Annotated in this window: 26 protein-coding genes and 1 pseudogene; 12 read left to right on the forward strand and 15 right to left on the reverse strand. The window is 69.8% G+C overall.

Annotated elements, in window-relative coordinates; all coding sequences use genetic code 11:
• The first annotated feature begins 37 nt into the window (after positions 1 to 37).
• Together ACF1CT_RS20755 and ACF1CT_RS20760 are read left to right on the forward strand one after the other, a co-directional pair.
• A complete protein-coding gene (locus tag ACF1CT_RS20755) occupies positions 38 to 1,186 on the forward strand; it encodes a hypothetical protein (protein WP_391785353.1) in 1,149 nt (382 codons plus the stop codon).
• 38 nt (positions 1,187 to 1,224) lie between these two features.
• Positions 1,225 to 2,622: a hypothetical protein gene (locus ACF1CT_RS20760; protein WP_391785409.1), complete on the forward strand. Its 1,398-nt coding sequence runs from the start codon at positions 1,225 to 1,227 to the stop codon at positions 2,620 to 2,622.
• 73 nt (positions 2,623 to 2,695) lie between these two features.
• Here the strand turns inward: ACF1CT_RS20760 and ACF1CT_RS20765 are convergent, their stop codons facing one another.
• On the reverse strand, positions 2,696 to 4,231 hold the full coding sequence (locus tag ACF1CT_RS20765) for a peptide MFS transporter (RefSeq protein ID WP_391785354.1): 1,536 nt from the start codon (positions 4,229 to 4,231) through the stop codon (positions 2,696 to 2,698).
• Between the two features lie 492 nt (positions 4,232 to 4,723).
• Between ACF1CT_RS20765 and ACF1CT_RS20770 the strand changes: the two genes are divergently transcribed.
• Together ACF1CT_RS20770 and ACF1CT_RS20775 are read left to right on the forward strand one after the other, a co-directional pair.
• Entirely contained in the window at positions 4,724 to 5,401 is a 678-nt protein-coding gene (locus ACF1CT_RS20770; protein WP_391785355.1) for a response regulator transcription factor, read from the forward strand.
• A 14-nt stretch (positions 5,402 to 5,415) separates the two neighbouring features.
• Entirely contained in the window at positions 5,416 to 6,681 is a 1,266-nt protein-coding gene (locus tag ACF1CT_RS20775; RefSeq protein WP_391785356.1) for an ATP-binding protein, read from the forward strand.
• A gap of 7 nt (positions 6,682 to 6,688) precedes the next feature.
• Here the strand turns inward: ACF1CT_RS20775 and ACF1CT_RS20780 are convergent, their stop codons facing one another.
• A complete protein-coding gene (locus tag ACF1CT_RS20780; RefSeq protein WP_391785357.1) occupies positions 6,689 to 7,222 on the reverse strand; it encodes a GtrA family protein in 534 nt (177 codons plus the stop codon).
• Between the two features lie 207 nt (positions 7,223 to 7,429).
• Between ACF1CT_RS20780 and ACF1CT_RS20785 the strand changes: the two genes are divergently transcribed.
• The 3 genes from ACF1CT_RS20785 to ACF1CT_RS20795 are packed head-to-tail and all read left to right on the forward strand — an operon-like array spanning position 7,430 to position 10,305.
• The gene (locus ACF1CT_RS20785; RefSeq protein WP_391785358.1) at positions 7,430 to 8,569 is read left to right on the forward strand and encodes a 5-(carboxyamino)imidazole ribonucleotide synthase; all 1,140 of its coding nucleotides are present in this window, start codon (positions 7,430 to 7,432) and stop codon (positions 8,567 to 8,569) included.
• Positions 8,566 to 9,105, forward strand: a complete 540-nt coding sequence (gene purE / locus ACF1CT_RS20790) for a 5-(carboxyamino)imidazole ribonucleotide mutase (protein ID WP_391785359.1) — start codon at positions 8,566 to 8,568, stop codon at positions 9,103 to 9,105. The genes ACF1CT_RS20785 and purE overlap by 4 nt, the downstream gene beginning before the upstream one ends.
• A 6-nt stretch (positions 9,106 to 9,111) precedes the next feature.
• Complete coding sequence (locus ACF1CT_RS20795; protein ID WP_391785360.1) at positions 9,112 to 10,305, forward strand: dipeptidase; 1,194 nt, start codon at positions 9,112 to 9,114, stop codon at positions 10,303 to 10,305.
• Between the two features lie 101 nt (positions 10,306 to 10,406).
• On the opposite strand, the gene ACF1CT_RS20800 is transcribed toward ACF1CT_RS20795, so the two are convergent.
• Positions 10,407 to 10,763, reverse strand: coding sequence for a VOC family protein (locus ACF1CT_RS20800; RefSeq protein WP_391785361.1), 357 nt, complete (start codon positions 10,761 to 10,763; stop codon positions 10,407 to 10,409).
• Between the two features lie 121 nt (positions 10,764 to 10,884).
• On the opposite strand from ACF1CT_RS20800, the gene ACF1CT_RS20805 reads away from it, so the two are divergent.
• The gene (locus ACF1CT_RS20805) at positions 10,885 to 11,397 is read left to right on the forward strand and encodes a CGNR zinc finger domain-containing protein (RefSeq protein WP_391785362.1); all 513 of its coding nucleotides are present in this window, start codon (positions 10,885 to 10,887) and stop codon (positions 11,395 to 11,397) included.
• A 75-nt stretch (positions 11,398 to 11,472) separates the two neighbouring features.
• On the opposite strand, the gene ACF1CT_RS20810 is transcribed toward ACF1CT_RS20805, so the two are convergent.
• Entirely contained in the window at positions 11,473 to 12,816 is a 1,344-nt protein-coding gene (locus tag ACF1CT_RS20810; RefSeq protein ID WP_391785363.1) for a UDP-glucose dehydrogenase family protein, read from the reverse strand.
• Between the two features lie 199 nt (positions 12,817 to 13,015).
• On the opposite strand from ACF1CT_RS20810, the gene ACF1CT_RS20815 reads away from it, so the two are divergent.
• Positions 13,016 to 14,176, forward strand: coding sequence for an acyl-CoA dehydrogenase (locus tag ACF1CT_RS20815; protein ID WP_391785364.1), 1,161 nt, complete (start codon positions 13,016 to 13,018; stop codon positions 14,174 to 14,176).
• 199 nt (positions 14,177 to 14,375) lie between these two features.
• On the opposite strand, the gene ACF1CT_RS20820 is transcribed toward ACF1CT_RS20815, so the two are convergent.
• From ACF1CT_RS20820 to ACF1CT_RS20860, 9 genes and pseudogenes are all read right to left on the reverse strand, one after another.
• The gene (locus tag ACF1CT_RS20820; RefSeq protein ID WP_391785365.1) at positions 14,376 to 14,768 is read right to left on the reverse strand and encodes a hypothetical protein; all 393 of its coding nucleotides are present in this window, start codon (positions 14,766 to 14,768) and stop codon (positions 14,376 to 14,378) included.
• A 138-nt stretch (positions 14,769 to 14,906) separates the two neighbouring features.
• Positions 14,907 to 15,347 carry a glycine-rich domain-containing protein gene (locus ACF1CT_RS20825; protein ID WP_391785366.1) on the reverse strand — a complete coding sequence of 147 codons (441 nt, stop codon included), beginning with the start codon at positions 15,345 to 15,347 and terminating at the stop codon, positions 14,907 to 14,909.
• A gap of 134 nt (positions 15,348 to 15,481) precedes the next feature.
• Entirely contained in the window at positions 15,482 to 15,751 is a 270-nt protein-coding gene (locus ACF1CT_RS20830) for a hypothetical protein (protein ID WP_391785367.1), read from the reverse strand.
• Between the two features lie 65 nt (positions 15,752 to 15,816).
• Entirely contained in the window at positions 15,817 to 16,671 is an 855-nt protein-coding gene (locus ACF1CT_RS20835) for a helix-turn-helix domain-containing protein (RefSeq protein ID WP_391785368.1), read from the reverse strand.
• Positions 16,644 to 17,165, reverse strand: a complete 522-nt coding sequence (locus ACF1CT_RS20840) for a DUF6879 family protein (protein ID WP_391785369.1) — start codon at positions 17,163 to 17,165, stop codon at positions 16,644 to 16,646. Before ACF1CT_RS20840 ends, ACF1CT_RS20835 begins: the two co-directional genes overlap by 28 nt.
• Positions 17,146 to 17,355 carry a hypothetical protein gene (locus ACF1CT_RS20845; RefSeq protein WP_391785370.1) on the reverse strand — a complete coding sequence of 70 codons (210 nt, stop codon included), beginning with the start codon at positions 17,353 to 17,355 and terminating at the stop codon, positions 17,146 to 17,148. Before ACF1CT_RS20845 ends, ACF1CT_RS20840 begins: the two co-directional genes overlap by 20 nt.
• Positions 17,356 to 17,576: 221 nt before the next feature.
• Positions 17,577 to 17,843 (reverse strand): hypothetical protein, encoded by a 267-nt coding sequence (locus ACF1CT_RS20850; protein ID WP_391785371.1) that lies wholly within the window; start codon positions 17,841 to 17,843, stop codon positions 17,577 to 17,579.
• Between the two features lie 65 nt (positions 17,844 to 17,908).
• The gene (locus ACF1CT_RS20855; RefSeq protein ID WP_391785372.1) at positions 17,909 to 18,889 is read right to left on the reverse strand and encodes a helix-turn-helix domain-containing protein; all 981 of its coding nucleotides are present in this window, start codon (positions 18,887 to 18,889) and stop codon (positions 17,909 to 17,911) included.
• Between the two features lie 217 nt (positions 18,890 to 19,106).
• Positions 19,107 to 19,289 (reverse strand): annotated as a pseudogene (locus tag ACF1CT_RS20860) (hypothetical protein); the annotation flags it as partial.
• A 229-nt stretch (positions 19,290 to 19,518) separates the two neighbouring features.
• Between ACF1CT_RS20860 and ACF1CT_RS20865 the strand changes: the two are divergent.
• Positions 19,519 to 20,397, forward strand: a complete 879-nt coding sequence (locus ACF1CT_RS20865; protein WP_391785410.1) for a helix-turn-helix domain-containing protein — start codon at positions 19,519 to 19,521, stop codon at positions 20,395 to 20,397.
• Positions 20,394 to 20,603: a DUF397 domain-containing protein gene (locus ACF1CT_RS20870; protein ID WP_391785373.1), complete on the forward strand. Its 210-nt coding sequence runs from the start codon at positions 20,394 to 20,396 to the stop codon at positions 20,601 to 20,603. The genes ACF1CT_RS20865 and ACF1CT_RS20870 overlap by 4 nt, the downstream gene beginning before the upstream one ends.
• Positions 20,604 to 20,797: 194 nt before the next feature.
• Here the strand turns inward: ACF1CT_RS20870 and ACF1CT_RS20875 are convergent, their stop codons facing one another.
• Positions 20,798 to 22,105: an LCP family protein gene (locus ACF1CT_RS20875; RefSeq protein WP_391785374.1), complete on the reverse strand. Its 1,308-nt coding sequence runs from the start codon at positions 22,103 to 22,105 to the stop codon at positions 20,798 to 20,800.
• 119 nt (positions 22,106 to 22,224) lie between these two features.
• On the opposite strand from ACF1CT_RS20875, the gene ACF1CT_RS20880 reads away from it, so the two are divergent.
• On the forward strand, positions 22,225 to 22,773 hold the full coding sequence (locus ACF1CT_RS20880; RefSeq protein ID WP_391785375.1) for an acyl-CoA thioesterase: 549 nt from the start codon (positions 22,225 to 22,227) through the stop codon (positions 22,771 to 22,773).
• Positions 22,774 to 22,842: 69 nt separating this feature from the next.
• Here the strand turns inward: ACF1CT_RS20880 and ACF1CT_RS20885 are convergent, their stop codons facing one another.
• Positions 22,843 to 24,213 carry an LCP family protein gene (locus ACF1CT_RS20885; RefSeq protein ID WP_391785411.1) on the reverse strand — a complete coding sequence of 457 codons (1,371 nt, stop codon included), beginning with the start codon at positions 24,211 to 24,213 and terminating at the stop codon, positions 22,843 to 22,845.
• Between the last annotated feature and the right edge of the window lie 80 nt (positions 24,214 to 24,293).

Genomic DNA, 24,293 nt, shown 5'->3' on the forward strand with positions numbered 1-24,293 from the left:
CGGGCGGCGCGGGAGCGGCCGACGGGGGTGGGGCGCCGTGCCGCTGCGGGCACTGCTGTCCGTTCTGCTGATGTGCTCCCTGACGACCGTCGGGGCCGCGACCGCCCACGCCGCCGTCACCGGACCGGGCAGCGCGGACACCGCCGCCGGACAGGCGGCCGGGGCGAGCACCGCGGACGCGAAACCCGCGGTCACCGTCTCCGCGCGGCAGGCGGGCAAGGGCGGCACGATCACCGTCAAGGGCACCGGATGGCGCCCCGGCACGCTGCTGATGATGCTGATCTGCGGCAGGTCCAGCCCGGACCGCGGGGTGATCGGCGGCACCAACTCGTGCGCCAACGCCGACGGTCGCGCCGTCACCACCGGGACCGACGGGGGCTTCGCCAAGAAGCTGCCGGTCGCGGAGCCGCCCGTGCCCTGCCCCTGCGTGGTGCACGTCGCCACCGTGACCGGGGAACAGGCCGCCGCCGACGCCGTGTTCGTCGTGGCCGGACACCCGGTCGCCGCGCTGCCGCAGAACACGGGCGGCGGCAGGCTCGCGGTGCTGGCCGCCGCCCGGCTGGAGGGCGAGAGCGGAATCCTCACATGGTTCGGCGCACCGCCCGCCCGGCGCCTTGTCGTCACCGTCGGCAACCTCGGTACGTCCCCGGTCGAGAACCCGGTCTTCCAGGTCGGCACCGCGCACGGGGTGTTCGCCCCGCAATGGGAGGAACGGCAGTGGCGCGGCACCATCGGCCCCGGCGGCAAGGCACGGGTCGAGCTGCCGGTCGAACTGGCGGCGGGCGCCCACGGCGACCACCAGGTCTCGCTGAAGTACGGCGGCAAGGTGCTGGCCGAGCAGCCGTGGGGGGTCGGCCGTCCCTGGGGCGTCACCCTCTTCTGGATCCTGCTGTGCCTCGTCGTGCCGGCCGCCGTGTTCCGGATCGGCATGGCCGTCGTCGACAAGGTGCGCCCGCGCACCTCGCACGCCCCGGCCCGCGCCCGGCGCCGCCGCCGGGGACGGCCGCACGCCGTCCCGCGCGCGCCGCGCCGCGCGCCGACGGCCGACCGGGACCCGTCGACAGCACCGGCGACCCCGGCCGCGCTGCCGTGGTTCACACCGGATTCCGCACCGGATTCCGCACCGGATTCCGTACCGCATTCCGCACCGTCAGAGAACAGGCCGACGACGAAGGGACATTCGTGAGTACGCAACGGAGAACGGTCGCGGCGGGAGTCGCGATGATGCTCGGCGGCGCGGGCATGCTGCTGGCCGCGGGCCCGGCCCGGGCCGCCGACATCTCGTACCAGACGAAGTGCATACCCCCGGCCATCTCCGGACTGCCGCCCGTGCAGGGCACCACCGTGGTGCAACTGACGGCGCCCGCCGAGGCCGAGGTCGGGGACACCGTCGAGGTGGTGTGGAAGACGGTCCAGGGCGCCTCCAAGAACCCCGACATCCTCGATCTGGACAAGGACACGGTGAAGCCGACCGGCACGATCAAGGTGGGCGGCGCCGCCACCGGCACCCTGACGATGGAGGGGCCGCGGCAGAACCCGCCGATCCCGAAGGGCAGCGACATGGTGCTGCCCGACATGAAGGGCACGCTGAAGCTGGAGAAGGCCGGTGAGATCACGCTGACACCGGACGGATACAACATCAACGTCTCCAAGCCACTCCCCACGGACACCAAGTGCACCCCCGAGGAGACGGTGCGACCGGGCGCGACCATCAAGGTCACGGAAGCCGGCTCGGGCACCACCACCGGTGGCACGTCCAGCGGCACGTCCAGCGGCACGTCCAGCGGCACGTCGAGTGGTACGTCGAGTGGTACGTCCAGCGGCTCCACCAGCGGCACCTCCGGCGGTTCCGCCGCGGCGGGCGGTACGGCAACCGGTGGATCCGCCGGGTCCACCGGTACGGGCGGTGCCGACGGCGGCGGAACCACCTCGGGCTCCGGGGGCGGCGGCGGACAGACCGACTTCCCCGGCAAGAAGGTCGCCGTCCAGTTCGCCTGCACCTCTCCCGGGCCCGCCGCCATCTCCTCCGAGGTGACCATCGACGCCAGGAAGAACGGCGGGAGCTACGCGCTCACGGTCAAGACGGCCAAGGGCGTGATGGACAGTCCGGCCGCGCTGCCCGCGGGCGCGCTCAAGCCGTCCATGGACGTCGTCGTCGGCGGCGCCGACAAGGGATCGGTGAAGGTCACCGGGCCCGCCAACACCGAACCGCTGGAGCAGGGCAAACCGGTCGACCTCGCCGATATGACCGGGACGTACAAGCCGGGCGCCTCGGGCAGGGCCACGCTCGCCCCCGGCACCCTGACCATCGACGTCACCCTGGGCACCTCGAAGATCAGCATCCCGTGCACGACCAAGGGAACGGTGACCCCGTCGCTGCAACTCGACACCACCGCCCAGGAGGGCGGCGTCTCCGGATCCACCGGAGCGGGCTCCTCGGGGGCCGCGGGCTCCACCGGCACGACGGCCGGCTCCGGGGGCTCAGGCGGCGGACTGGCCGCCACCGGAGCCGAGGACCACGGGACCCTGCGCGCCCTCGGCCTGGTCGCGGGGACGGCGGTTCTGCTGGGCGGCGCCGTCTTCACCTTCACCCCGTGGCGCAGGCTGCGCGGCCTGAACTGAACCGCAGGGAGGGGAGGGGCGCCGCACCAGCCGGGTGCGGCGCCCCTCCCCTCCCGGCCGAGGCGGGCGGGCGTCAGCGGATCTCGCCCATGTGCTCCTTGACCTTCTTGCGGTACATGAAGACCGCCACCCCCGCGAGCGCGGCCAGGGCCGCCTGGAGCGCGACGGCCCCCGACCCGTTGAGGTCGACACCGAAGACGGCGGGGTTCGAGAGCAGGCCGGTGATGGAGTCGCCGGCGGTGACCGCGAGGAACCACACGCCCATCATCTGCGAGGCGTACTTCGCCGGAGCCATCTTCGTGGTGACCGACAGGCCGACCGGGGAGATGCACAGCTCGCCCACCGTCTGGATCAGATAGATCCCGACGAGCCACATCGGGCTGACCTTCGTACCGTCCGAGGCCATGCCGAGCGGCAGCAGGAAGAAGAAGAACGAGACACCGACGATGAACAGACCGGCGGCGAACTTGGCGACCGTGGACGGCTCGCTGCCCCTGCGGTTCAGCCAGATCCATATCCAGGCGAAGACGGGGGCCAGCGCCATGACGAAGACCGGGTTCAGCGACTGGTACCAGGACGACGGGAACTCGAAGCCGAGCAGCGAGCCGGTCGCCTTCGTCTCGCCGAACGCCTGGACCGTGGAGCCGCCCTGGTCGTAGATCATCCAGAACACGGCCGCGGCCACGAAGAACCAGATGTAGCCGGTCATCTTCGACTGCTCGTCCGTCGACAGGTCCTTGTCCCGCTTGATGCGGATCAGCACGCCCGCCGGAATGATCAGGCCGATCACGGTGAGCGGGATCATCGCCCAGTTCAGGGTGAAGTGGCCGGTGGCGCCGACGATGCCGTAGAAGACCACCGCCACGGCCAGCCAGCCGAGCCCCTTGCGCAGCCACGAGGACCGCTCCTCGGCCGAGAGCGGCTTGGGGACCACGCTGCTCTGCGCGCTGAGGTTGCGGCTGCCCAGCAGGAAGACGACGAGGCCGAGAGCCATGCCGACCGCCGCGAGCGCGAAGCCGAGGTGCCAGTTCACCGTCTGCCCGACGGTGCCGATGATCAGCGGGGCCAGGAAGGCACCGATGTTGATGCCCATGTAGAAGATCGTGAAGCCGCCGTCGCGCCGCGGGTCGTTCGGACCGTCGTAGAGGTGGCCCACCATCGTCGAGATGTTGGCCTTCAGCAGACCCGAGCCGAGCGCCACCAGTCCGAGGCCGACGAAGAACGTCGCCTGACCGGGCAGGGCCAGCACCAGGTGGCCGGCCATGATCGTCACCGCCGCGACGGTGACCGTCCTGCGGGGCCCCCAGAGCCGGTCGCCGAGCCACCCGCCCGGCATCGCCAGCAGGTAGACCATGGACATGTAGACGGAGTAGATGGCCGTGGTCGTGGCCAGGTCCATCCCCAGCCCGCCGCCCAGACCGCCTTCCTTGGCGTCGGGTCCGCCGGAGAGCAGGTAGACGACGAGCAGGGCCCGCATGCCGTAGAAGCTGAAGCGCTCCCACATCTCGGTCATGAAGAGGACGGCCAGACCGCTGGGGTGGCCGAAGATCGTCTTCTCGGACACGGATCCAGGGGTGCTGGACGGGTCCTTCGTCAGGCTGGACGCCATGGGTCGATCCTTGCGTGCTCGGGACGCGACGCCTCGTGAGCGTGGTGCGCCCGGTGGGGGGAGGCCGGCACCGACCCGGTCGGGAGTCCCACCCCACGCCTGACGGGGATGCGTCCCGACCGCCGGACTCGCGAGGAGCCGACTGACGGGGACGGGGACCGACCGCATCGGGATCCACGCCCGGCGCGCATCCTCGCGCTCCGGGCCCGGCCCACAGGTCATTCACTGAATTCACGACTGGCGGGTACCAGCCGGCAGAACGAAGGAGACCCTCGGCGCTAAGAGCGGCCCAAGGGTCCTTGAGTACTGCAACAGGCGTCGAGTAACCATACGACACGACAGAGTCCCATATACATGGACTTGAGAGATGGATCACAGGTAGATGTGGTATCGAACCCACCTATTCGAAGGTTCGTGCCTGTTTTTCTGACGGACCCGCAGGTCCTTTCGATCACCTGACGACACCTGGCCCGCGCGGACTACCATCACTGCATGACCCGTGTACTGCTCGCCGAGGACGACGCGTCCATCTCGGAGCCGCTGGCCCGCGCCCTGCGTCGGGAGGGTTACGAGGTCGAGGTCCGCGAAGACGGTCCGACCGCACTCGACGCCGGCCTCCAGGGCGGAATCGACCTGGTCGTACTCGACCTGGGCCTGCCCGGGATGGACGGCCTCGAAGTCGCCCGCAGGCTCCGTGCCGAGGGCCACGCCGTGCCGATCCTGGTGCTGACCGCCCGCGCCGACGAGGTCGACACCGTCGTCGGCCTGGACGCCGGCGCCGACGACTACGTGACCAAGCCCTTCCGCCTCGCCGAACTCCTCGCCCGCGTCCGTGCCCTGCTGCGCCGCGGCGCGGCCGAGCCCGCCCCGCAGCCCGCCACCCACGGCGTCCGGATCGACGTCGAGTCGCACCGGGCCTGGATGGGCGACGAGGAACTCCAGCTCACCGCCAAGGAGTTCGACCTGCTGCGGGTCCTGGTCCGGGACGCCGGCCGGGTCGTCACCCGTGACCAGCTGATGCGCGAGGTCTGGGACACCACCTGGTGGTCGTCGACCAAGACCCTCGACATGCACATCTCCTGGCTCCGCAAGAAGCTCGGCGACGACGCGGCCAATCCCCGCTACATCGCGACCGTGCGGGGCGTCGGTTTCCGCTTCGAGAAGAGCTGACGTACAGAAGCCCCATGCGCCGAAGACTGATCAACTCCACGCTCGCCGTGGTGCTCGTGGTGATCGCCGTCTTCGGCGTCTCCCTCGTCATCGTCGAGAGCCGCACCATCAGCAACAGCGCGCAGGAGAGCGTCGACTCCGAGGCGCTGCGGCTGATCAGCGTTGTCGAGAGCCGGATGCTGGGGGCCGAGCGGATCAACCCCTCGCTCCTCTCCCAGCAGATCTCGGGCAAGCGCTACGCGCTGGTCGAGATCCCGGGGCGGGAACCGCTCGAAGTCGGCAGCCGCCCCACCGGCAGTGTGATCAGCAGTACGGCCGAGGGGGCGCAGGGCGAGCGGGTCACCGTCGAGGAGTCCAGTTCCGCCGTCACCCGCGAGGTCGGCCGCACCCTGGTGATCATCGGGGCGGTGGCGCTGCTGGCCATCGTGTCGGCCGTGCTCCTCGCCGTGCGCCAGGCCAACAGGCTGGCCTCGCCGCTCACCGATCTCGCCGAGACCGCCGAGCGCCTGGGCTCCGGCGACCCGCGCCCCCGCCACAAGCGGTACGGGGTGCCCGAGCTGGACCGGGTCGCCGACGTCCTGGACTCCTCCGCCGAGCGGATCGCCCGGATGCTGACCGCGGAACGCCGGCTCGCGGCGGACGCCTCGCACCAGCTCCGCACACCACTGACCGCGCTCTCCATGCGGATCGAGGAGATCTCCGTCACCGACGACCCGGACACGGTGAAGGAGGAGGCGAACATCGCCCTCACCCAGGTCGAGCGGCTCACCGACGTGGTGGAGCGGCTGCTGACCAACGCCCGCGACCCGCGTACCGGCTCCGCCGTCGTCTTCGACCTCGACGAGGTCGTCAAGCAGCAGATCGAGGAGTGGCGCCCGGCCTACCGGGGCGAGGGCCGCGCCATCGTCTGCTCCGGGAAGCAGGGGCTGCGGGCCGTCGGCACGCCCGGCGCGGTCGCCCAGGTGCTGGCCGCGCTTATCGAGAACTCGCTCATGCACGGTGGCGGCACGGTCGCGCTGCGCACCCGGGTCACCGGGAACCAGGTGGTCGTCGAGGTCACGGACGAGGGCCCGGGCGTGCGCCCCGACCTCGGTGCCCGGATCTTCGAGCGGACGATCAGCGGCCGCAATTCGACCGGGATCGGCCTCGCGGTCGCGCGGGACCTCGCGGAGGCGGACGGCGGCAGGCTCGAACTGCTCCAGCAGCAGCCGCCGGTCTTCGCCCTCTTCCTCAGCCGGGTGGCCCGCACCAGGCAGGAACCGGAACGCCCGGTGAGGTGACGGGCTCTCAACGGCGAACCGGGTCCGCCTCGATCCGCGGGGCCTGCTCCGTACGTCCCTGCCTCAGCAGCCCGTCCAGCGCCTCGGGGCCGGGTTCGGCCTCCTCGGCGGGCAGCGCCTTGAAGACCCACGTCCGGTAGGACCAGAAACGGAACAGCGTCGCTATCCCGATGCCGAGGATCTTGAAGACGTTGCTCTGGACCGGGGTGTTCCAGCCGAACCCGTACGTCGCCGCGTACAGCACACCGGTCTCGATGACCGCGCCCGCCGCGCTGAACAGCAGGAACAGCGTCAGCTCCCGGGTCCGGCCGCTCTTGTCGCGGTCCCGGTACGTCCAGTAGCGGAATCCGACGTAGTTGAAGAGGATGGCGACGAAGGTGGCCAGCAGGCCCGCCCGCACCACCTGGAGGTCCGTGGTGCGCCAGAGCAGGTTGGACACCGCGATGTTGACCACCAGCCCCAGCGCGCCGACCGCCCCGAACTTGGCGACCTCCCGGGCCAGCCGATCCAGCCGGGCTCGCAATCCGCCCCGTTCGCTCATGGTGATGGCTCAGCCCGTCTGTCGGTTACGTCAACCCGGCAATGCTATCGACCCCTCCCACGGGGTGCCCGACGATGCCGGGACGGCGTCGGACGGGCCGACGCGGAGGGGCGACCGGGCAGGCGCGGCGGGCTTCCCGGGATGTCCGGGGCGGGCGGCGGACGGCCGTCGTCGGACGACCGCCGGGGCGACCGATACCCTGGACGGGTGACGTTCCCGGTAGTCGGCATGGTCGGCGGCGGTCAGCTCGCCCGTATGACCCACGAGGCGGGCATCCCCCTCGGCATCAAGTTCAAGCTCCTCAGTGACACCCCCCAGGACTCGGCGGCCCAGGTGGTGAACGAAGTCGTCGTCGGCGACTATCGCGACCTGGACACCCTGCGCGCCTTCGCGCGCGGCTGCGACGTGATCACCTTCGATCACGAGCACGTACCCACCGAACACCTGCGGGCCCTGGAGGCGGACGGCATCCCCGTGCGCCCGGGACCCGACGCGCTGGTGCACGCCCAGGACAAGGGGGTGATGCGCGCCAGGCTCACCGAGATCGGCGCGCCCTGCCCCCGCCACCGCATCGTGGCGGACCCGGCGGACGCCGCGGCTTTCGCCGAGGAGGTCGGGGGCTTCCCCGTCATCCTGAAGACGGTCCGCGGCGGCTACGACGGCAAGGGCGTCTGGGTGGTCCGCTCCGCGGCCGACGCCGCCGAGCCCTTCCGGGCCGGCGTCCCGGTCCTCGCCGAGGAGAAGGTCGACTTCGTACGGGAGCTGGCGGCCAACATCGTCCGCTCGCCGCACGGCCAGGCCGTCGCCTACCCGGTCGTCGAGTCGATCCAGGTCGACGGGGTCTGCGACACGGTCATCGCACCCGCGCCGGAGCTGGACGAACGCCTGGCCGGCGAGGCCCAGCAGCTCGCCCTCCGGATCGCCGCCGAACTCGGCGTCGTCGGCCACCTCGCCGTCGAGCTCTTCGAGACGCGTGACGGACTCGTCCTGGTCAACGAGCTCGCGATGCGCCCGCACAACTCCGGGCACTGGACCCAGGACGGCGCGATCACCTCGCAGTTCGCCAACCACGTCCGGGCCGTCCTGGACCTCCCGCTCGGCGACCCGCGCCCGCGCGCCCCCTGGACGGTCATGTGCAACGTCCTCGGTGGCGACTACCCGGACATGTACCAGGGTTACCTGCACTGCATGGCCCGTGACCCGCAGCTCAAGATCCACATGTACGGCAAGGACGTGAAGCCCGGCCGCAAGGTCGGACACGTCAACACCTACGGCGACGACCTGGCGGACGTGCGCGAGCGCGCCCGGCACGCGGCCGACTACCTGCGAGGAACGATCACCGAATGACCTCCACCGCCACCGCCGCACCGGTCGTCGGCATCGTCATGGGCTCGGACTCCGACTGGCCCGTCATGGAGGCCGCCGCCAAGGCCCTCGACGAGTTCGAGATCCGTTACGAGGTCGACGTCGTCTCCGCCCACCGCATGCCGCACGAGATGATCACGTACGGCGAGCGGGCGGCCGGACGCGGTCTCAGGGCGATCATCGCGGGCGCGGGCGGCGCCGCCCACCTGCCCGGCATGCTGGCCTCCGTGACCCCGCTGCCGGTCATCGGCGTCCCGGTCCCGCTGAAGTACCTCGACGGCATGGACAGCCTGCTCTCCATCGTCCAGATGCCCGCCGGGGTGCCGGTCGCGACCGTCTCGGTCGGCGGCGCGCGCAACGCGGGCCTGCTGGCCGCCCGGATGCTGGCCGCCCACGACGAGGAGCTGCTGGCCCGCATGCGCGAGTTCCAGCAGGAGCTGAACGACCAGGCGACGGAGAAGGGCCGACGGCTGCGCGCCAAGGTCCAGGGCGCCGACTCCTTCGGCTTCGGGAAGTAGGCGGCCGTGGAGCAGCTGGAGCGGGCGAGGCAGCTCCTCGCCGAGCATCCCGTCGTCGACGGGCACAACGACCTGCCGTGGGCGCTGCGCGAGCAGGTCGGCTACGACCTGGACGCCCGCGACATCGCCGCCGATCAATCCGCCCACCTGCACACGGACATCCCCCGGCTGCGCGCCGGGGGCGTCGGCGCGCAGTTCTGGTCCGTCTACGTGCGGTCCGACATGGCGGGCGACGAGGCCGTCAGCGCCACCCTCGAACAGATCGACGTCGTCACCGAGCTGCTGGCCCGGTACCCCGCCGACCTGCGCCGCGCGCTGACCGCCGACGACATGGAGGCGGCCCGCGCCGAGGGCCGCATCGCCTCCCTGATGGGCGCCGAGGGCGGCCACTCCATCAACAACTCGCTGGGCACCCTGCGCGCCCTGCACGCGCTCGGTGTCCGGTACATGACGCTCACCCACAACGACAACATCGCGTGGGCGGACTCGGCGACCGACGAGCCGGGCGTCGGCGGCCTCTCCCCGTTCGGCCACGAGGTCGTGCGCGAGATGAACCGCACCGGCATGCTCGTCGACCTGTCGCACGTGGCGGCCACCACGATGCGCGACGCGCTCGACACCTCGGTCGCGCCGGTGATCTTCTCGCACTCCTCCTCGCGCGCGATCTGCGACCACCCGCGCAACATCCCCGACGACGTCCTCGGCCGCCTCCCGGCCAACGGCGGCATCGCCATGGCCACCTTCGTGCCGAAGTTCGTCCTCCCGGCCGCCGTCGCCTGGACCCGGGCCGCGGACGAGAACATGCGCGCCCACGGCCTGCACCACCTCGACACCACCGAGCGGGCCATGCGGATCCACGCCGACTTCGAGGCGGCCCACCCGCGTCCGAAGGCCACCGCGGCCACCATCGCCGACCACCTCGACCACATGCGCGAGGTCGCAGGGATCGACCACATCGGCATCGGCGGCGACTACGACGGCACCGCCTTCCTCCCCGACGGCCTCCAGGACGTCTCCGGCTACCCGAACCTGGTCGCCGAACTGCTCGGCCGCGGCTGGTCCGCCGACGACCTGGCGAAGCTCACCTGGCGCAACGCCGTACGGGTGCTGGGCGACGCGGAGGCCGTCGCCCGCGACCTCGGTGCCCGCCGGGGCCCGTCGCACGCCACCATCGAGCAACTGGACGGCCCGACCGGCTGACGCCGGACGCCCGAACACGCGCCGAAGGCAGGGGCGCCCCTTCACGAAGGGGCGCCCCTGCCGTTCTCCGGGCCGTGCGGGCGACTGCCCGGGAACGGTTCTCAGCTCGCGCACAGACAGAACGGGTGCCCCGCCGGATCGGCGTAGACCCGGAACGTCCGCTTCCGGTCCTCCGCGTCCAGCACCGTCGCGCCCAGCGCGAGCGTCTCGCGCTCCGCCGCGTCCAGGTCCGCGACGACCAGATCCAGGTGGAACTGCTGCGACCCGTCCGAGCGCGGCCATGTCGGGGGCACGTACCCGGGCGCCTCCTGGAAGGCGAGCGTGGCCGCACCCCCGGTCAGCTCCACCCAGCCGTCCTCCCCCTTCACCTCTCCGCCGAGCAGCCCGGCGTAGAAACCGGCGAGCGCGACGGGGTCGGGGCAGTCCAGGACGACAGCACCCAGTGTGGCGACAGCCATGACACTTCCTCCTCCGGAGATCCTTCATCGGCAACGGTTACCGCTTGAGCTCCTCAACAGGTAACCGCTACTGCATGCTGCCCCACGGGGGGTGGCACCGCAAGGGAGTAACGTCGCGACCATGAGCGAGAAGGATTCCGCGCCCGGCGCACTCGCGCTGATCGAGTCCCTGGTCAACACCCTGGACATCGAGACCGGCGCGGACACCCTCGACACGGCGGACGGACGCGCGGCCTTCGGGCTCGCCGAAACCGATCTGCCGGACGCCCGTGCGCTGCGCGAGGCGCTCCGCGCCGCCTGCCTCGCCCACGCCGGCCACCGCCCGGCGGACGATGCCGCGCCCTCCCCGCTGGACCGGCTCCTCGCCGGGGCGCCGCTGCGGGTCACCGTGGACGCGGCGGGCGCCGCCTCGCTGCGGCCCGTCACGGAACCGGCCGGCCTGACCGCCCGGGTCGCGGTGGCCATCGCCGCGGCGGTGGCCGACGGCACCTGGGCCCGGCTCAAGGCGTGCGAGGCGGAGGACTGCCGGTGGGTGTACTACGACCGCAGCCCGGCGGGGCGCCGCCGCTGGTGCTCCATGGCGGTCTGCGGGGCCCGGGCCAAGATGCGCACCTATCGCGCGAAGCGCGGCTGACGGCGCACGCGACGGCCCCCGTGCCCACCGGCGGGGCCGGTGGGCACGGGGGCCGTCGGGAGTCGGCCGGGCGGGTCAGGCCGTGGGGCGTCCCATCGCGCGGTACGTCCAGCCGGCGTCGCGCCACAGTGCGCCGTCGAGCGCGTTGCGGCCGTCCAGGACGATCCGGCGGGACACGACCGCGCCGAGCGCCGCCGGGTCCAGCTCGCGGAACTCGCGCCACTCCGTCAGGTGCAGCACCACGTCCGCGCCGCGCACCGCGTCCAGCGCCGAGTCCGCGTAGCCGAGGGTGGGGAAGATCCGCCGGGCGTTCTCCATCCCCTTCGGGTCGAAGACGGTGACCTGGCCGCCCTGGAGATGGATCTGCCCGGCCACGTTCAGCGCCGGCGAGTCCCGCACGTCGTCCGAGTCGGGCTTGAACGCCGCGCCCAGCACCGCCACCCGCCTGCCGAGGAACGAGTCCCCGCCCACCGCCTCGCGGGCCAGTTCCACCATGTGTCCCCGGCGCCGCATGTTGATCGAGTCGACCTCGCGCAGGAAGGTCAGCGCCTGGTCGGCGCCCAGCTCACCGGCGCGCGCCATGAAGGCCCGGATGTCCTTGGGCAGGCAGCCGCCGCCGAAGCCGATTCCGGCCCGCAGGAACTTCGACCCGATCCGCTCGTCGTGCCCGATCGCCTCGGCCAGCTTCTTCACGTCGCCGTCGGCGGCCTCGCAGACCTCCGCCATGGCGTTGATGAACGAGATCTTGGTGGCCAGGAAGGAGTTGGCCGCGGTCTTCACCAGTTCGGCGGTCGGGAAGTCCGTCACCACGAACGGCGAGCCCTCGGCGAGCGGCACCGCGTACACCTCGCGCAGCAGTTTCTCGGCCCGCTCGCTCGCCACGCCGACGACGACGCGGTCCGGGTGCAGGGTGTCCTCGACGGCGAAGCCCTCGCGCAGGAACTCGGGGTTCCAGGCGAGTTCGGCGTCCGCGCCCGCCGGGGCCAGCTCCGCGAGCCGGGCCGCGAGCCGGGCCGCCGACCCCACCGGCACGGTCGACTTGCCGACGACCAGGGCGGGCCGGGTCAGATGCGGTGCCAGCGACTCGAACGCGCTGTCCACGTAGCTCATGTCGCAGGCGTACTCGCCGTGCTTCTGCGGCGTGTTCACACACACGAAGTGCACATCGCCGAAGGCCGCCACGTCCTCCCAGGAGGTGGTGAACCGCAACCGCCCCGAGGACCCCTCGATGCCCGCCACGTGCTTGCGCAGCAGCTCCTCCAGCCCCGGCTCGTACATCGGGACCCGGCCGGCGCCCAGCATCTCGATCTTCTCGGGCACCACGTCGAGGCCGAGCACCTCGAAGCCCAGTTCCGCCATGGCCGCGGCGTGGGTGGCGCCGAGGTAGCCGGTGCCGATCACAGTGATCCTGAGGGCCATGCAGTGCTCCTGGAAGATGCGGACAGACGTGCGGTGAACGAGCATAGTCCTGCCCCCGAAGGCCCGGTTTCCGGCCGCCTGCACGGCTTGTGACACCCCTGTCGCGAAGCTCACGCGCGCGTGGCATAGGACAACGCGGGAGGCTCGCTCTAAAATTGGGTTACTTAACGGTAGTTAGCTTTATTGGGGAGTGAGCGTCTTGGCGGGTTCGACCGATTTCGACCTGTACCGTCCGGCGGAGGAGCACGACCTGCTCCGTGAGACGGTGCGTGCGCTCGCCGAGGCGAAGATCGCCCCCCACGCGGCCGCGGTCGACGAGGAGGCGCGCTTCCCGCAGGAGGCGCTCGACGCCCTGACCGCCGCCGACCTGCACGCCGTGCACGTGCCCGAGGAGTACGGCGGCGCGGGCGCCGACGCCCTCGCCACGGTCATCGTGATCGAGGAGGTGGCCCGGGTCTGCGCCTCCTCCTCCCTCATCCCGGCCGTGAACAAGCTGGGTTCGCTCCCGGTGATCCTCTCCGGCTCCGAGGCCCTGAAGAAGAAGTACCTGGGCCCGCTCGCCAAGGGCGACGGCATGTTCTCGTACTGCCTCTCCGAGCCCGACGCCGGTTCCGACGCCGCGGGCATGAAGACCCGCGCCGTGCGCGACGGCGACTTCTGGGTGCTGAACGGCGTGAAGCGCTGGATCACCAACGCGGGCGTCTCCGAGTACTACACGGTCATGGCCGTCACCGACCCGACCAAGCGCTCCAAGGGCATCTCGGCCTTCGTCGTCGAGAAGTCGGACGAGGGCGTCTCCTTCGGCGCCCCGGAGAAGAAGCTCGGCATCAAGGGCTCGCCGACCCGCGAGGTCTACTTCGACAACGTCCGCATCCCCGCCGACCGCATGATCGGCGAGGAGGGCACCGGCTTCGCCACCGCGATGAAGACCCTGGACCACACCCGCATCACCATCGCGGCCCAGGCCCTCGGCATCGCCCAGGGCGCCCTCGACTACGCCAAGGGCTACGTCCAGGAGCGCAAGCAGTTCGGCAAGCCGATCGCCGACTTCCAGGGCATCCAGTTCATGCTCGCCGACATGGCCATGAAGCTGGAGGCGGCCCGCCAGCTCACGTACTCGGCCGCCGCGAAGTCCGAGCGCGTCGACGGCGACCTGACCTTCTTCGGCGCCGCGGCCAAGTGCTTCGCCTCCGACGTCGCGATGGAGGTCACCACGGACGCGGTCCAGCTCCTCGGCGGCTACGGCTACACGCGGGACTACCCGGTGGAGCGGATGATGCGCGACGCGAAGATCACCCAGATCTATGAAGGCACGAACCAGGTCCAGCGCATCGTGATGGCGAGGAACCTGCCGAAGTAGGGTTTTCGCAGGTCGGCGGCTATTTTCGATGGCTCCCGGGCTGTGATCGGTTTCCGGTCCTGCTTCCAGGTCGGCCTTGGGTACCGTGCTGAGGAGATCCTGGGCGGAGACCGGGCTAGGAAGTGCCGCTGACCTGCATGAACGACATGGCCCCGGCGTGCCGGGGCCATGTTCCGTTCGGCGGGATCCTGGGCGGTGGTCAGGCGGTGTAGATCGTGGGGCGCTGCGCCACCTGGTCGGAGGTGAGTCCTTCCACGGTCAGGTTGCCCGTCCAGAGCTGGTCGCGGTTGGCGTAGGTCGCATCGAACCGGACGCGCTTGCCGCCCGGCTTCAGCTTCCACTTCTGCTTCTGGAACTGCGCTACGCGGTCGCTGCCACACACGAATGCCCGGGTCGCCTGCGTGAGCACCCACTGGGCCAGTTCCTTCTCTCCGGCCGTGGGCCGTCCGCAGTTGCGGGCCATCTGCCATAGACGCCCCCACTCGACTCCCGGGGTCAGCGGGCCGACGACGGCCACGTCCCCGATACGCCGCTCGTCAAGATGGTGCGTGGCATACCCGAAGACCACGCCGAACATGGCGAATACGGTCACCCTGCTACTCCCTGACAGGTCCTCGTCGGATGCCATGGGCGGTACCTTTGCTCGGGGCAGGACCCGGGTACCTTTGACGTGCCCGGGTCCTGCTTCGTACGAGGGGATCACGCCGCGATCCCCGTGCCTGTCAGCGGCTCAGCAGCACGGGCCGTCGCCGCAGCACGCGGGCTGGTTGCACTCGGCCGCAGTGCCCCACAGCCGGGCGTCGACGTCGAACCCGGCGAGCTTGATCCGGTCGGCCACGGACACCATCAGTCCGCACGTCCGCACCTTGGATTTCGGGGCGTGGTGGACGAAGAAGCCGAACTGCTCGTGGCACCAGTCGGCGTACTCCTGCGTGTGGAGCATGAACGTGTGCCAGCCGGGGTCCACCCGCTGACTGGGTGCCATGTCGTACGCCTTCTGGCTGCCCAGGACATACACGAACGCGATGGCCTGGTCCATCACGCGATCGGCCACAACCGGCTCAAGGCCGTACTCGTCTGCACAGAACGCAGTCAGGCGCTCGAATAGTTCGGGACTGACAAGGTCCCGCCCGTGCCGCAAGGCGACAGGCGTTTCCAGCATGGTCGTCATCGTGTGACTCCTTCTGTGGTTGGGGAGATCAGGCAGTGGACGGAGTGGGAAGCGGTACCCGCCAGTACCACCGGACTTGTCGTGGAGGTCCGTCTTCTTCGGCTGCGGCATACCTTGCTGCGCGCTGTCGCCGCTCACTCGGCCACCCGCAGGACGAGTGCCACGTCCGTGAATCTCCGGGCAAATATGTCGTGCCCGGTCAGTCCGGTGTGGGCCATGCACCGACGGTCCACCTCGGCCACGTAGCCGGCGTGCCAGTGGGCAACGATCGGGTTCCCGTCCCGGCGCCCGAGCGTTCCTCGCAGGGCGGGCAGATCGGACCGGATGCGTTTCAGGCATGCGCGGCACGTCTCACACCTCTGCGTGTGGGCGGCGTGCTCGAATTCGCCCGTCCTGGTCGACATCGCGCACCCTTCACAGCTGTTTTCGGGGATCGACAGCCAATGATGGACAGGTGCGGTGCGTGGTTCTAGTCGATTTCCTGTTCCCTCAAGAAGTCATCCCGGATACCTGCGACGAGGTTCCGCATGTTGTCGCCCGAAAGGGCGACTCTGCCGAAGGTGTCAAACTTGTCTTCGTACAGCTCGATGTCCCGTATTTCGCCGGTCGTGATTTCAGCGTGAGGGATTTCGATGATTGCGAGCCGACTGTCGAAGAGTACAAACGAGGATGTGGGTGGAGCGGGTGCGGGTGCACTCAATGGAACGATGTCAATTTTGACGTTCGGCATCCGTGACATGGCGATGAGCTTGTCGAGTTGTGCAGCCATCATGAGTTTCGGAATCAGTTGCCACCTGAGTACCGGTTCAAGGATTAGAAAACGAAATTCCCGGGCTCTGGCGTAGAGGATTTCTTGACGGCGTAGGCGTGCGCCGATCATTTTCTCCAGGGCATCGTTGGTCAGCTCTGAACTCCGCTGAACTCCCCGGATGTATTCGGGAGTCTGGAGAAGCCCGGGAATGCAGGAGGGTTGGAACACCCTGAGCAGGGTTGTTCGAGCCTCGATGGCCTGGATCTCTCTCTGGTGCTTGTACAGGCCGGTGCGTCGGTATATGCGCCACGCCGTAGCCTCTGTGGCTACCCTGCGGGCCGCCTCGGTCAGATCCCCTTTTATCTCGGCGGGAACGTCCAGAGCCTCCAGGACGCGCTCGACATCAAGAACGGAAGGGGGTAGTGACCCGTTCTCAATCTTGCTCAGTTTGCTTGGAGACATGGCTGCGCTGCGGGCAACTGCTTTCGCCTGCTTCCCGCTGGCCACTCGCAATTCCCGCAGCGCTTTGCCCAGGTCGGTTCTGTTCACGTTTCCCCGTACTGCTCCCACCATTCAGCGAATGGTACGGAGCGGCTCAGGGCCAGATCGCGGTGGTTCATCCATTCCGCAGGGTCCGAATGGAGCTCGGCCCCCAGGAATTTTCCGCCTTCTCCGTAGTTCATCGAGACTGTGGAGGATTCGTCAAACATCCAGAAATCTGGAACCCCTTCCAGCGGGTTCGGCTGAGCTGTGATGTCCAGGATGAAGAACTCTTCTCCAGATTTCGCGTTCTTGCGGTAGCCCCAGCCGAGTTCGAATCGGAGGTAGTCCGTCATGGGGCGTGAGAGGATGTGAACGCGGTACATGCGCCTTCCATTCTCAACGTTCCCGCGTACCTCCTCGGCCCATTCCTGGTTGTAGTCGTCCGGCTGAGGCTCACCAGCCAGGAATGCGCGGATCATTTCCGGGTCAGATGATCCGCTGTAGTCGTCCAGGGCCTCAAGCCGGAAAGCTTCCCGGTGGAAGTTGGAGAAAAGCTTCTCGAACTCAGCGGGCGAGATGCTCATGCGCGTACCTCTCGATGATTCCAGCGGGGATACGGACCACGGACTCACCGGCAGGGATCTCGACGCCGACCATGGCCTCCGCATCCTCTACGTCGTAGCCCTGCACAAGGAGGTCCCCGGTTTCCGCTACGCGGTACAGCGTGGCGCACGTCCCTTTCTCGCACTCCCCGACCAGCCGTGTCACTGCCATGCCGCCCCCTGCTGTGAGGTCTTCGGTTGTGTCTTGTTCGATGCTCCTGGCTCTGTAACAGCAGGGTCAAGGCACCACAGTTGAGAGAACAGGAAACCAGGGCAGTCGGCCGAATCGCGTCGGTAGCCGACGCCTGCCTCCGGTCCTGGGGCTACGGCCTGACGCTCTTTGCGAGACTGCGCTGCCGCGGAAACACTCCTTGCCCGTGAGGGCGAGCCACGTCAGAAGGCGACTTGACCGACCGCTCCACAGGTGGGGCACCGGCCAGTGGTGAAGACTTTCTCGGCGGTGGTGGCGGTGGCGGCACGGATGAGCCACTGGCGCAGGAGGGGGAGGTCGTAGCAGGTGTCAATTTGCTCGCGGACCTCGTCGGCGATGGCGATTCCGCGTGCTTCGAGGACGACGAGGAGAGCTTCGGAGAGGACCTCGGCTCGGCTTTTGTTCCGGATTTCTTCCGGCACGGAGGGCTTGTGGAAGGAGAGGCTCATGGCTGCAGGGTTCCTCTGTTGTCGTATGACCGGGCAGTTGCCCGGGTGCTGTGTGGTGCTTCCCGTCAGGCGGCCGTGAGCTGTTCGGTGCGGCAGGTGCGGCAGTGGCCGGGGTGGTGGGAGCGGAAGGCGCGGTCGCAGTGGTCGCAGTTCTGGAGCGGGGGGACGGTGGCATCGGGGTGGCGGGTGGGTGTGACGTCGTGGGTTCCTGGCAGGGGTGGTGGCAGGAGGGTGGTGATCCGGTGGCGCAGGAGTCCGGCCGGGTGTTTGAGGGGGCTGGGGAGGTTGGTGGTGAGGGTGTGGCGGATGGTGTCGGGGTGGGTGCCGCGTTCGAGCCAGGTGGCGAGGCCGGGGGTGAGGGTGTGGATGTCGTGCTCGGAGAGGGCGAGTTGGGGTGCGTGGCGGCGCAGGTCGGCGAGGAGTGCGGTGGCCGTGCGCAGGAGCTCCGGGGTGAGTTGTTGCGGCTGGGGGAGCGGGGGCGGTGGTGGTGCCGTGCGTGTGGTGGGGGTCGGTTGCGGCTGCGGTGCGGGCGTCGGGGGTGGTGCGGCGACCGGGACGGGGCGCGGTCCGGGAGCGGTCGCGGGTGGTGATGACGGCAGTGGTGATGATGCGGGCGGCGAGGCCGGCTTGGGGGCAGTGGTACGTGTCCGAGGGGGTGTTGTGACGGGGTGGGTGGTGGCGCCGGGTTGGTTGTACGAGATGGTGCGGGTGACGATGCGGCCGTTGGTGAGGCGTACGCGGCTGCGGTGGAGGTAGCCGTGGGCTGCGAGTTCGCGGAGGGCGGCGGCGATGCGGGTCTCGCTCTCGGGGAAGCGTTCGGCGAGGCGTTTGATGCCGATCCTGGCTCCGGCGGGGAGCGACTGGATGTGGGCGGCGAGCCCGATCGCGGTGAGGGAGAGGCCGCGGTGCTGGGCGAGGTGGTTGCCGATGACGGTGAAGCCCGCGGCATGCCGGAAGTTGACGTGGATGATGCCGGGCGACGGTGTGGTGTCTCCCGATACGGGGGACGAGGCGCGCGAGGGCACGCTAATCTGCGGGGTATCCATCGGGAAGCCCTTTACTTCCTCGGTGGTCAGGCCCCCGGTTGAGACTCTGACATCTCGTCGGGGGCCGTCGCATGTCTGGAGTTGTCGCGGCGAGCATAGGCCGGTCAACCCACCCGAAATCCAGCCCGGTTGCCCCATGTCACCCGAGTGAGTGACGTGTGCGGGACGGGGGCCGGGTTGGGTTGGGGAGGGTGATTTCCCCGGGTTCTTCAAAGCTTTATGCGTCGTGGGGCGCGGGGTCGCGGCTCACCGGGTCGCGGCTTTCCGCGACCCGGTGGAGCGGTCGCGGTACGAGGTCGATCTCGGCCCAGATCGTCTTGCGGGGGACGGGGCCGACGACGGTGCCCCAACGGTCGGCGAGTGCCTCGACGATGAGCAGGCCGCGTCCGGATTCCGCTGGGGGAGAACAGCACGGTGAACTGCCGGTTGGGGGCGGAATGTTCGGTTCGGGTGATGTGTTGCTTCACGCCGCCCAGCGTGGCCGTGCCCGCGTACCGTGAACCGCAACAAGGCCTCTGCGTACGGTCGTTGTCCCGCGCTTGTCCGGTGCTGTCCTGGCTGTCCGGCGTGACGTGCGGGGGACACGGAGGTTGAGCGAGTACGGCAAGCGCGTCGGAAGTGGGGCACGGATGAGCGTGGATGAAGCGGGTGCGGAACGCGGCGACTCCGGGGCGGACGAGCCGGGCTGGGACATCGACCCGGACGACGAGTCGGGAGCGGCCGTGGTCGCGACGGTGGGCCGTCAGATCAAGGCGTGGCGGGAGGCCGCGGGGATGCGGGCCGGCGAGTTCGGGGCCGCGATCGGGTACGGGGAGGATCAGGTCTACAAGGTGGAGGGCGGCCGTCGCATCCCCCGGCCCGAGTTCCTGGACAAGGCGGACGAGGTACTGGGTGCGGGCGGGAAGATCACCGCTATGAAGCAGGACGTGGCGGAGGTCCGGTACCCGAAGAAGATCCGGGATCTGAAGAAGATGGAGAAGCGGGCGGTCGAGATGGGGTTGTACAGCAACCACAGCATCCATGGCCTGCTACAGACGCCGGAGTATGCGCGGGCGCTGTTCGAGATGAGGCGGCCCGCGTACTCGCAGGACGAAGTGGAGCGAGTGCTGGCCGCGCGTATGGCCAGGCAGACGGTCTTCGAGAAGTCACCCGCGCCTGCGCTCAGCTTCGTACAGGAAGAGGTGACGCTGTGCCGCCCCATCGGGGGCACAATGGTGCTGCGTCGACAGCTCGAACGGCTACTGGAGATCGGTCAGTTGCGGAACGTCGAGATTCAGGTGATGCCGACCGATCGCGAGGATCACGCGGGGATGGACGGCGGAATTGAGGTGCTGAAGTTCGGGGACGGTACCGCGGTGGGGCGGTCGGGCGGAGCCTTCGCCGGGCGGCCGGTCTACGATCCGAAGCAGCTCAGGATCCTTGAGCTGCGCTATGGGATGATCCGGGCCCAGGCTCTCACGCCACGGGAGTCATTGGCTTTCATCGAAAAACTGCTGGGGGAGACATGATCCGCAAGACCTCTGCCGGGGACGCTTCCGAACCGGAGTGGTTCAAGAGCAGCTACAGCAGCGGCAGTGAAGGAGACTCCTGCGTCGAGATCGCCGCCTCCCCCGGCGCGGTGCACGTCCGGGACTCCAAGAACGCCGAAGGGCCTCGCCTGGCCTTCGGCCCCGACGCCTGGGCGGGCTTCGTCTCCTACGCCGTCGAGCGCTGATCCCGCACGTTCCGGGCGCCCTCCCGTACCGTCCGTTCGCGGGCTCGGAGCACTGGGCGCGTGAGCGATCGCCGACGGGTGCCGCCGGGCCACCTCGCCATCAATGCGCGGCGCCGGGACGACCCGGTGCCCGAGTGGCGGGCGAACGGAAGAGCCCGGACGGCGAACCGTCCGGGCCCCGTGGTCGGGCGTCGTCAGTTCTCGGAGACGGTGATCTTCTCGTCCTTGTTGAGCTGCTCCACCAGCTGCTTGACCTTGGCCTTGTCCCAGACCACATTGCCGCCCGAGAAGCCCGACATCGGCATGTTCATCGACGTGCCGTCGCCGCCCGTGACGCCCTTCATGGCGAAGAACATCTGCCCCAGGTCCCAGAGCGACATGTCCTCGTCCACGATCAGGGTGTCCAGGCCGGCGCCCATCGTCGGGTACAGCTTGAACGGGTTGAGGATGGTGGACGGCGTCGCCGTCTGGCTCGCCAGCGCGGCGAGGAACTTCTGCTGGTTCTTGGTCCGGGCCAGGTCCGCCTCGGCGAACGCGTACCGGGTGCGGACGAAGGCCAGCGACTGTTCGCCGTTCAGCGTCTGCTTGCCGGCCTGGAAGTCGGCGCCGGACTTCTTGTCCTTGAACGCCTTGGGGATGTCCAGCTCCACGCCGCCGATCGCGTCCACGATCTGGGCGAAGCCGCCGAAGCCGATCTCGACGTAGTGGTCGATGCGCAGTCCGGTGTTGAACTCGATCGTGCGGACGAGGAGTTCGGGGCCGTCCATGGCGTACGCGGCGTTCAGCTTGGTGGAGCGGCCGCGGCCCGGGTAGAGCTTGCCGGAGTCGGAGCCCTTGAACGAGGGGATCTCGACGTTCGAGTCGCGGGGGAGGGAGATCAGCGTCGGCCCGTTCGACCCGTCGTGCAGGATCATCATCGAGTCGGTCCGCTTGCCCTCGGCGGAACCGGTGTGCAGCTTCTTCTTGTCCTCGTCGGTCATGCCCTCACGGCTGTCGGAACCGACGATCAGGTAGTTGGTGCCGTCGCCCTCCTTCGGCCGCTCGATGACCTTGGAGAGGTCCACCTCGCGCTTGAGCTTGGAGTCGGCCCAGAAGTACGTGCCGATGGAGACCACGAGCACCACGACGACCAGGGACAGCGCGCCGATCTTTATTCGGCGGCCCCAGTCCGGCGCCGGGCCTCCCTGCGCCGGGTTCCCCCGGACGTATCCGCCGTCCCCCCGGCCGCCGTCGCCGCCCTGGCCCCGGCCGCCGCCACCGTAGACCTGGCCCGTGTTGTAGCCGCTGTCGTATCCGGCATCGGCGCCGTGGCCCGCGGCGTTCTGCGGGGGGCCCGCCGGGCGCCGCGGCCGGGGCGGTGCGGGGCGCTGCTGCGGCGGTGTGCCGGGCCGCTGGACGTGCCGCATCACCCGGGCACCCTCGGGCTGGTCGTTTCTGCCGCCCCGCCCGTAGCGGTCGCCGCTGCGGTTGTCGTCGCTCCAGCCCTCGGGCCCATCGTTCATGTGGACCAGTGTGCAGGCCGGGTGCCTCGCTCTTACAGAGGGCGGGCGAAATCGCACCGGGCCTGTTGCGAAGCTGATGCATTGCCGTCGGGCGGGCCGCCCCGCATAAGGTGGACGGTATGACAGATCAGGCCACACGCCCGGAGGGTGACATTCCGGGCAAGCCGACCGCGGCGTCCCGGACCACCCTCAGCCACATCATGACCGGCAGCGACACCAACCTGCTGGGCACGGTGCACGGTGGCGTGATCATGAAACTCGTCGACGACGCGGCGGGGGCCGTGGCCGGGCGGCACTCCGGCGGGCCCGCGGTGACGGCGTCGATGGACGAGATGGTCTTCCTGGAGCCGGTCCGCGTGGGCGACCTCGTGCACGTCCGGGCCCAGGTGAACTGGACCGGCCGCTCCTCGATGGAGGTCGGCGTGCGGGTCATGGCCGAGCGGTGGAACGAATCCACCCCCGCCCAGCAGGTCGGCAGCGCGTATCTGGTGTTCGCCGCCGTGGACGCGGACGGCAGACCGCGCCCCGTACCGCCGGTGATCCCGGAGACCGGGCGGGACAAGCGGCGCTACCAGGAGGCACAGATCCGGCGGACCCACCGGCTGGCCAGGCGCCGCGCCATCAAGGAGCTGCGCGAGAAGCGCGCGGCGGACGGCATCGAGGACTGAGAGCCTGCCGGGTGACGGCGAGGGCCACCCGCGTCGGGCACGGCCGTGGGCGTCGGGTGTCACGCACGGTCAACGACAGGTGACCTGGTCGCCGGTGACGGTGCCGAACTCGCCCTGTGCCGTGTCCTCGGCCCGCACCGGGCGCACCTTCCCGAAATCCGTGCCGACCGTCACCCGCATCGTGGCCCCCTGCCCGGTCACCGCCCGCAGCTCGGCCCCGGACAGCGCCTCGGCCAGGGACTTCGCGGACCGGTCCCAGCGCGGGTCGTAGCTGATCAGGGTGCGTCCCCGCTCGCCCGGCTCGCCGTTCAGCGGGGTGCGTGTGGTGTCGAAACCGGTGGCGTGCAGCGCGTCGTCGACCCTCCTGCCGAGCCCTTCCTTCGAGGTCCCGTTGTAGACCTGCACCCGGATCCGCTGCGGCGCTACCGCGACCGGTACGGCCTCCGGATGCTGCGCGGCAGGTCGCCGCGGGGCCAGCGGTTCGTCGTCGCGCAGGGCCCGGAAGAGCTTCTCCGCCTTCCTCTCGTCCCACTTCACCGTGGAGCCGATGCCCTTGACGGGGTGGGCGACGTCCTGCAGCGGCACCGAGGCGAACTCGGACGAGGCAGGGGTGAAGCCGCGCATGGCCCGCCCCAGCTCCAGCATCTGTTCCGTGCCGAATCCCTTGTCGGCCCGGACCGAGCCCAGCATCGTCGAGGCGACGTCCCGGAACCGCACCGGATTCAGCAGCACGCCGCTGCTGGTCACCTGCTTGATCAACGAGGCGAGGAACTTCTGCTGGCGCTGCATCCGGCCCAGGTCGGAGGCCCCGTCGACATGCCGGGAACGCACGAACTGGAGCGCCTGCCCGCCGTTCAGCTCGTGGCTGCCCGCGGCGAGATCGAGGCCGGTGTAGGAGTCCTTCAGCGGCTGGGCGGTGCAGATCTCCACCCCGCCCAGCGTGTCCACCGTCCGCATGAAGCTGGTGAAGTCCACCTCCAGATAGTGGTCGATCTTGACGCCCGTCATGTGCTCGACGGTCCGCACGGTCAGGCCCGGGCCGCCCTCGGCGTAGGCGGCGTTCAGCTTCACCGGGTGCGCCGAGTGCGTCCGGCCGGTGGTCAGGTCCTTGTGCTCGGGGACCTCGGCGTAGCTGTCGCGGGGGAGCGAGACGACGCTCGCCCGTTCCTTGTCCGCCGACAGATGGACCAGCATCAGGGTGTCGGTGCAGTTGCAGGGCGCACCGCCCAGCCGGTACTTCTCCTTTTCCTCCGGGGTGATCCGGTCCCTGCCGTCGGTGCCGACGAGCAGCAGGTTCATGCCGTGCCCGGCCCGGGGCCGGTTCTTCATGTCCTTGAACGGGTCGACCCGGTCGATGCCGGTCTCCAGGCCGGTCACCACCGCGTGGCCGATCCCGCCGGCGCCGAGAACGAGCACGGAGAGGCCGGTGACCACGCGCATGCCCCAGCGCGGCCGTTCGTCCTGCTTCCTGGACCTGGGGGGCGGCGGCACCGCGTGGTACTGCGGCGAACGGGGGGAGG

The sequence above is a fragment of the Streptomyces sp. NPDC014734 genome, assembly GCF_043083325.1.
Classification (GTDB): domain Bacteria; phylum Actinomycetota; class Actinomycetes; order Streptomycetales; family Streptomycetaceae; genus Streptomyces.

Bases quoted from the DNA above. Each gene is read 5' to 3' on its own strand.
- ACF1CT_RS20760 (WP_391785409.1), top strand. From the start codon at position 1,225: ATGCTCGGCGGCGCGGGCATGCTGCTGGCCGCGGGCCCGGCCCGGGCC.
- ACF1CT_RS20765 (WP_391785354.1), bottom strand. From the start codon at position 4,231: ATGGCGTCCAGCCTGACGAAGGACCCGTCCAGCACCCCTGGATCCGTG.
- ACF1CT_RS20770 (WP_391785355.1), top strand. From the start codon at position 4,724: ATGACCCGTGTACTGCTCGCCGAGGACGACGCGTCCATCTCGGAGCCG.
- ACF1CT_RS20775 (WP_391785356.1), top strand. From the start codon at position 5,416: ATGCGCCGAAGACTGATCAACTCCACGCTCGCCGTGGTGCTCGTGGTG.
- ACF1CT_RS20780 (WP_391785357.1), bottom strand. From the start codon at position 7,222: ATGAGCGAACGGGGCGGATTGCGAGCCCGGCTGGATCGGCTGGCCCGG.
- purE (WP_391785359.1), top strand. From the start codon at position 8,566: ATGACCTCCACCGCCACCGCCGCACCGGTCGTCGGCATCGTCATGGGC.
- ACF1CT_RS20800 (WP_391785361.1), bottom strand. From the start codon at position 10,763: ATGGCTGTCGCCACACTGGGTGCTGTCGTCCTGGACTGCCCCGACCCC.
- ACF1CT_RS20805 (WP_391785362.1), top strand. From the start codon at position 10,885: ATGAGCGAGAAGGATTCCGCGCCCGGCGCACTCGCGCTGATCGAGTCC.
- ACF1CT_RS20810 (WP_391785363.1), bottom strand. From the start codon at position 12,816: ATGGCCCTCAGGATCACTGTGATCGGCACCGGCTACCTCGGCGCCACC.
- ACF1CT_RS20825 (WP_391785366.1), bottom strand. From the start codon at position 15,347: ATGACGACCATGCTGGAAACGCCTGTCGCCTTGCGGCACGGGCGGGAC.
- ACF1CT_RS20830 (WP_391785367.1), bottom strand. From the start codon at position 15,751: ATGTCGACCAGGACGGGCGAATTCGAGCACGCCGCCCACACGCAGAGG.
- ACF1CT_RS20835 (WP_391785368.1), bottom strand. From the start codon at position 16,671: ATGGTGGGAGCAGTACGGGGAAACGTGAACAGAACCGACCTGGGCAAA.
- ACF1CT_RS20840 (WP_391785369.1), bottom strand. From the start codon at position 17,165: ATGAGCATCTCGCCCGCTGAGTTCGAGAAGCTTTTCTCCAACTTCCAC.
- ACF1CT_RS20845 (WP_391785370.1), bottom strand. From the start codon at position 17,355: ATGGCAGTGACACGGCTGGTCGGGGAGTGCGAGAAAGGGACGTGCGCC.
- ACF1CT_RS20850 (WP_391785371.1), bottom strand. From the start codon at position 17,843: ATGAGCCTCTCCTTCCACAAGCCCTCCGTGCCGGAAGAAATCCGGAAC.
- ACF1CT_RS20855 (WP_391785372.1), bottom strand. From the start codon at position 18,889: ATGGATACCCCGCAGATTAGCGTGCCCTCGCGCGCCTCGTCCCCCGTA.
- ACF1CT_RS20865 (WP_391785410.1), top strand. From the start codon at position 19,519: ATGAGCGTGGATGAAGCGGGTGCGGAACGCGGCGACTCCGGGGCGGAC.
- ACF1CT_RS20870 (WP_391785373.1), top strand. From the start codon at position 20,394: ATGATCCGCAAGACCTCTGCCGGGGACGCTTCCGAACCGGAGTGGTTC.
- ACF1CT_RS20875 (WP_391785374.1), bottom strand. From the start codon at position 22,105: ATGAACGATGGGCCCGAGGGCTGGAGCGACGACAACCGCAGCGGCGAC.
- ACF1CT_RS20880 (WP_391785375.1), top strand. From the start codon at position 22,225: ATGACAGATCAGGCCACACGCCCGGAGGGTGACATTCCGGGCAAGCCG.
- ACF1CT_RS20885 (WP_391785411.1), bottom strand. From the start codon at position 24,213: ATGCGCGTGGTCACCGGCCTCTCCGTGCTCGTTCTCGGCGCCGGCGGG.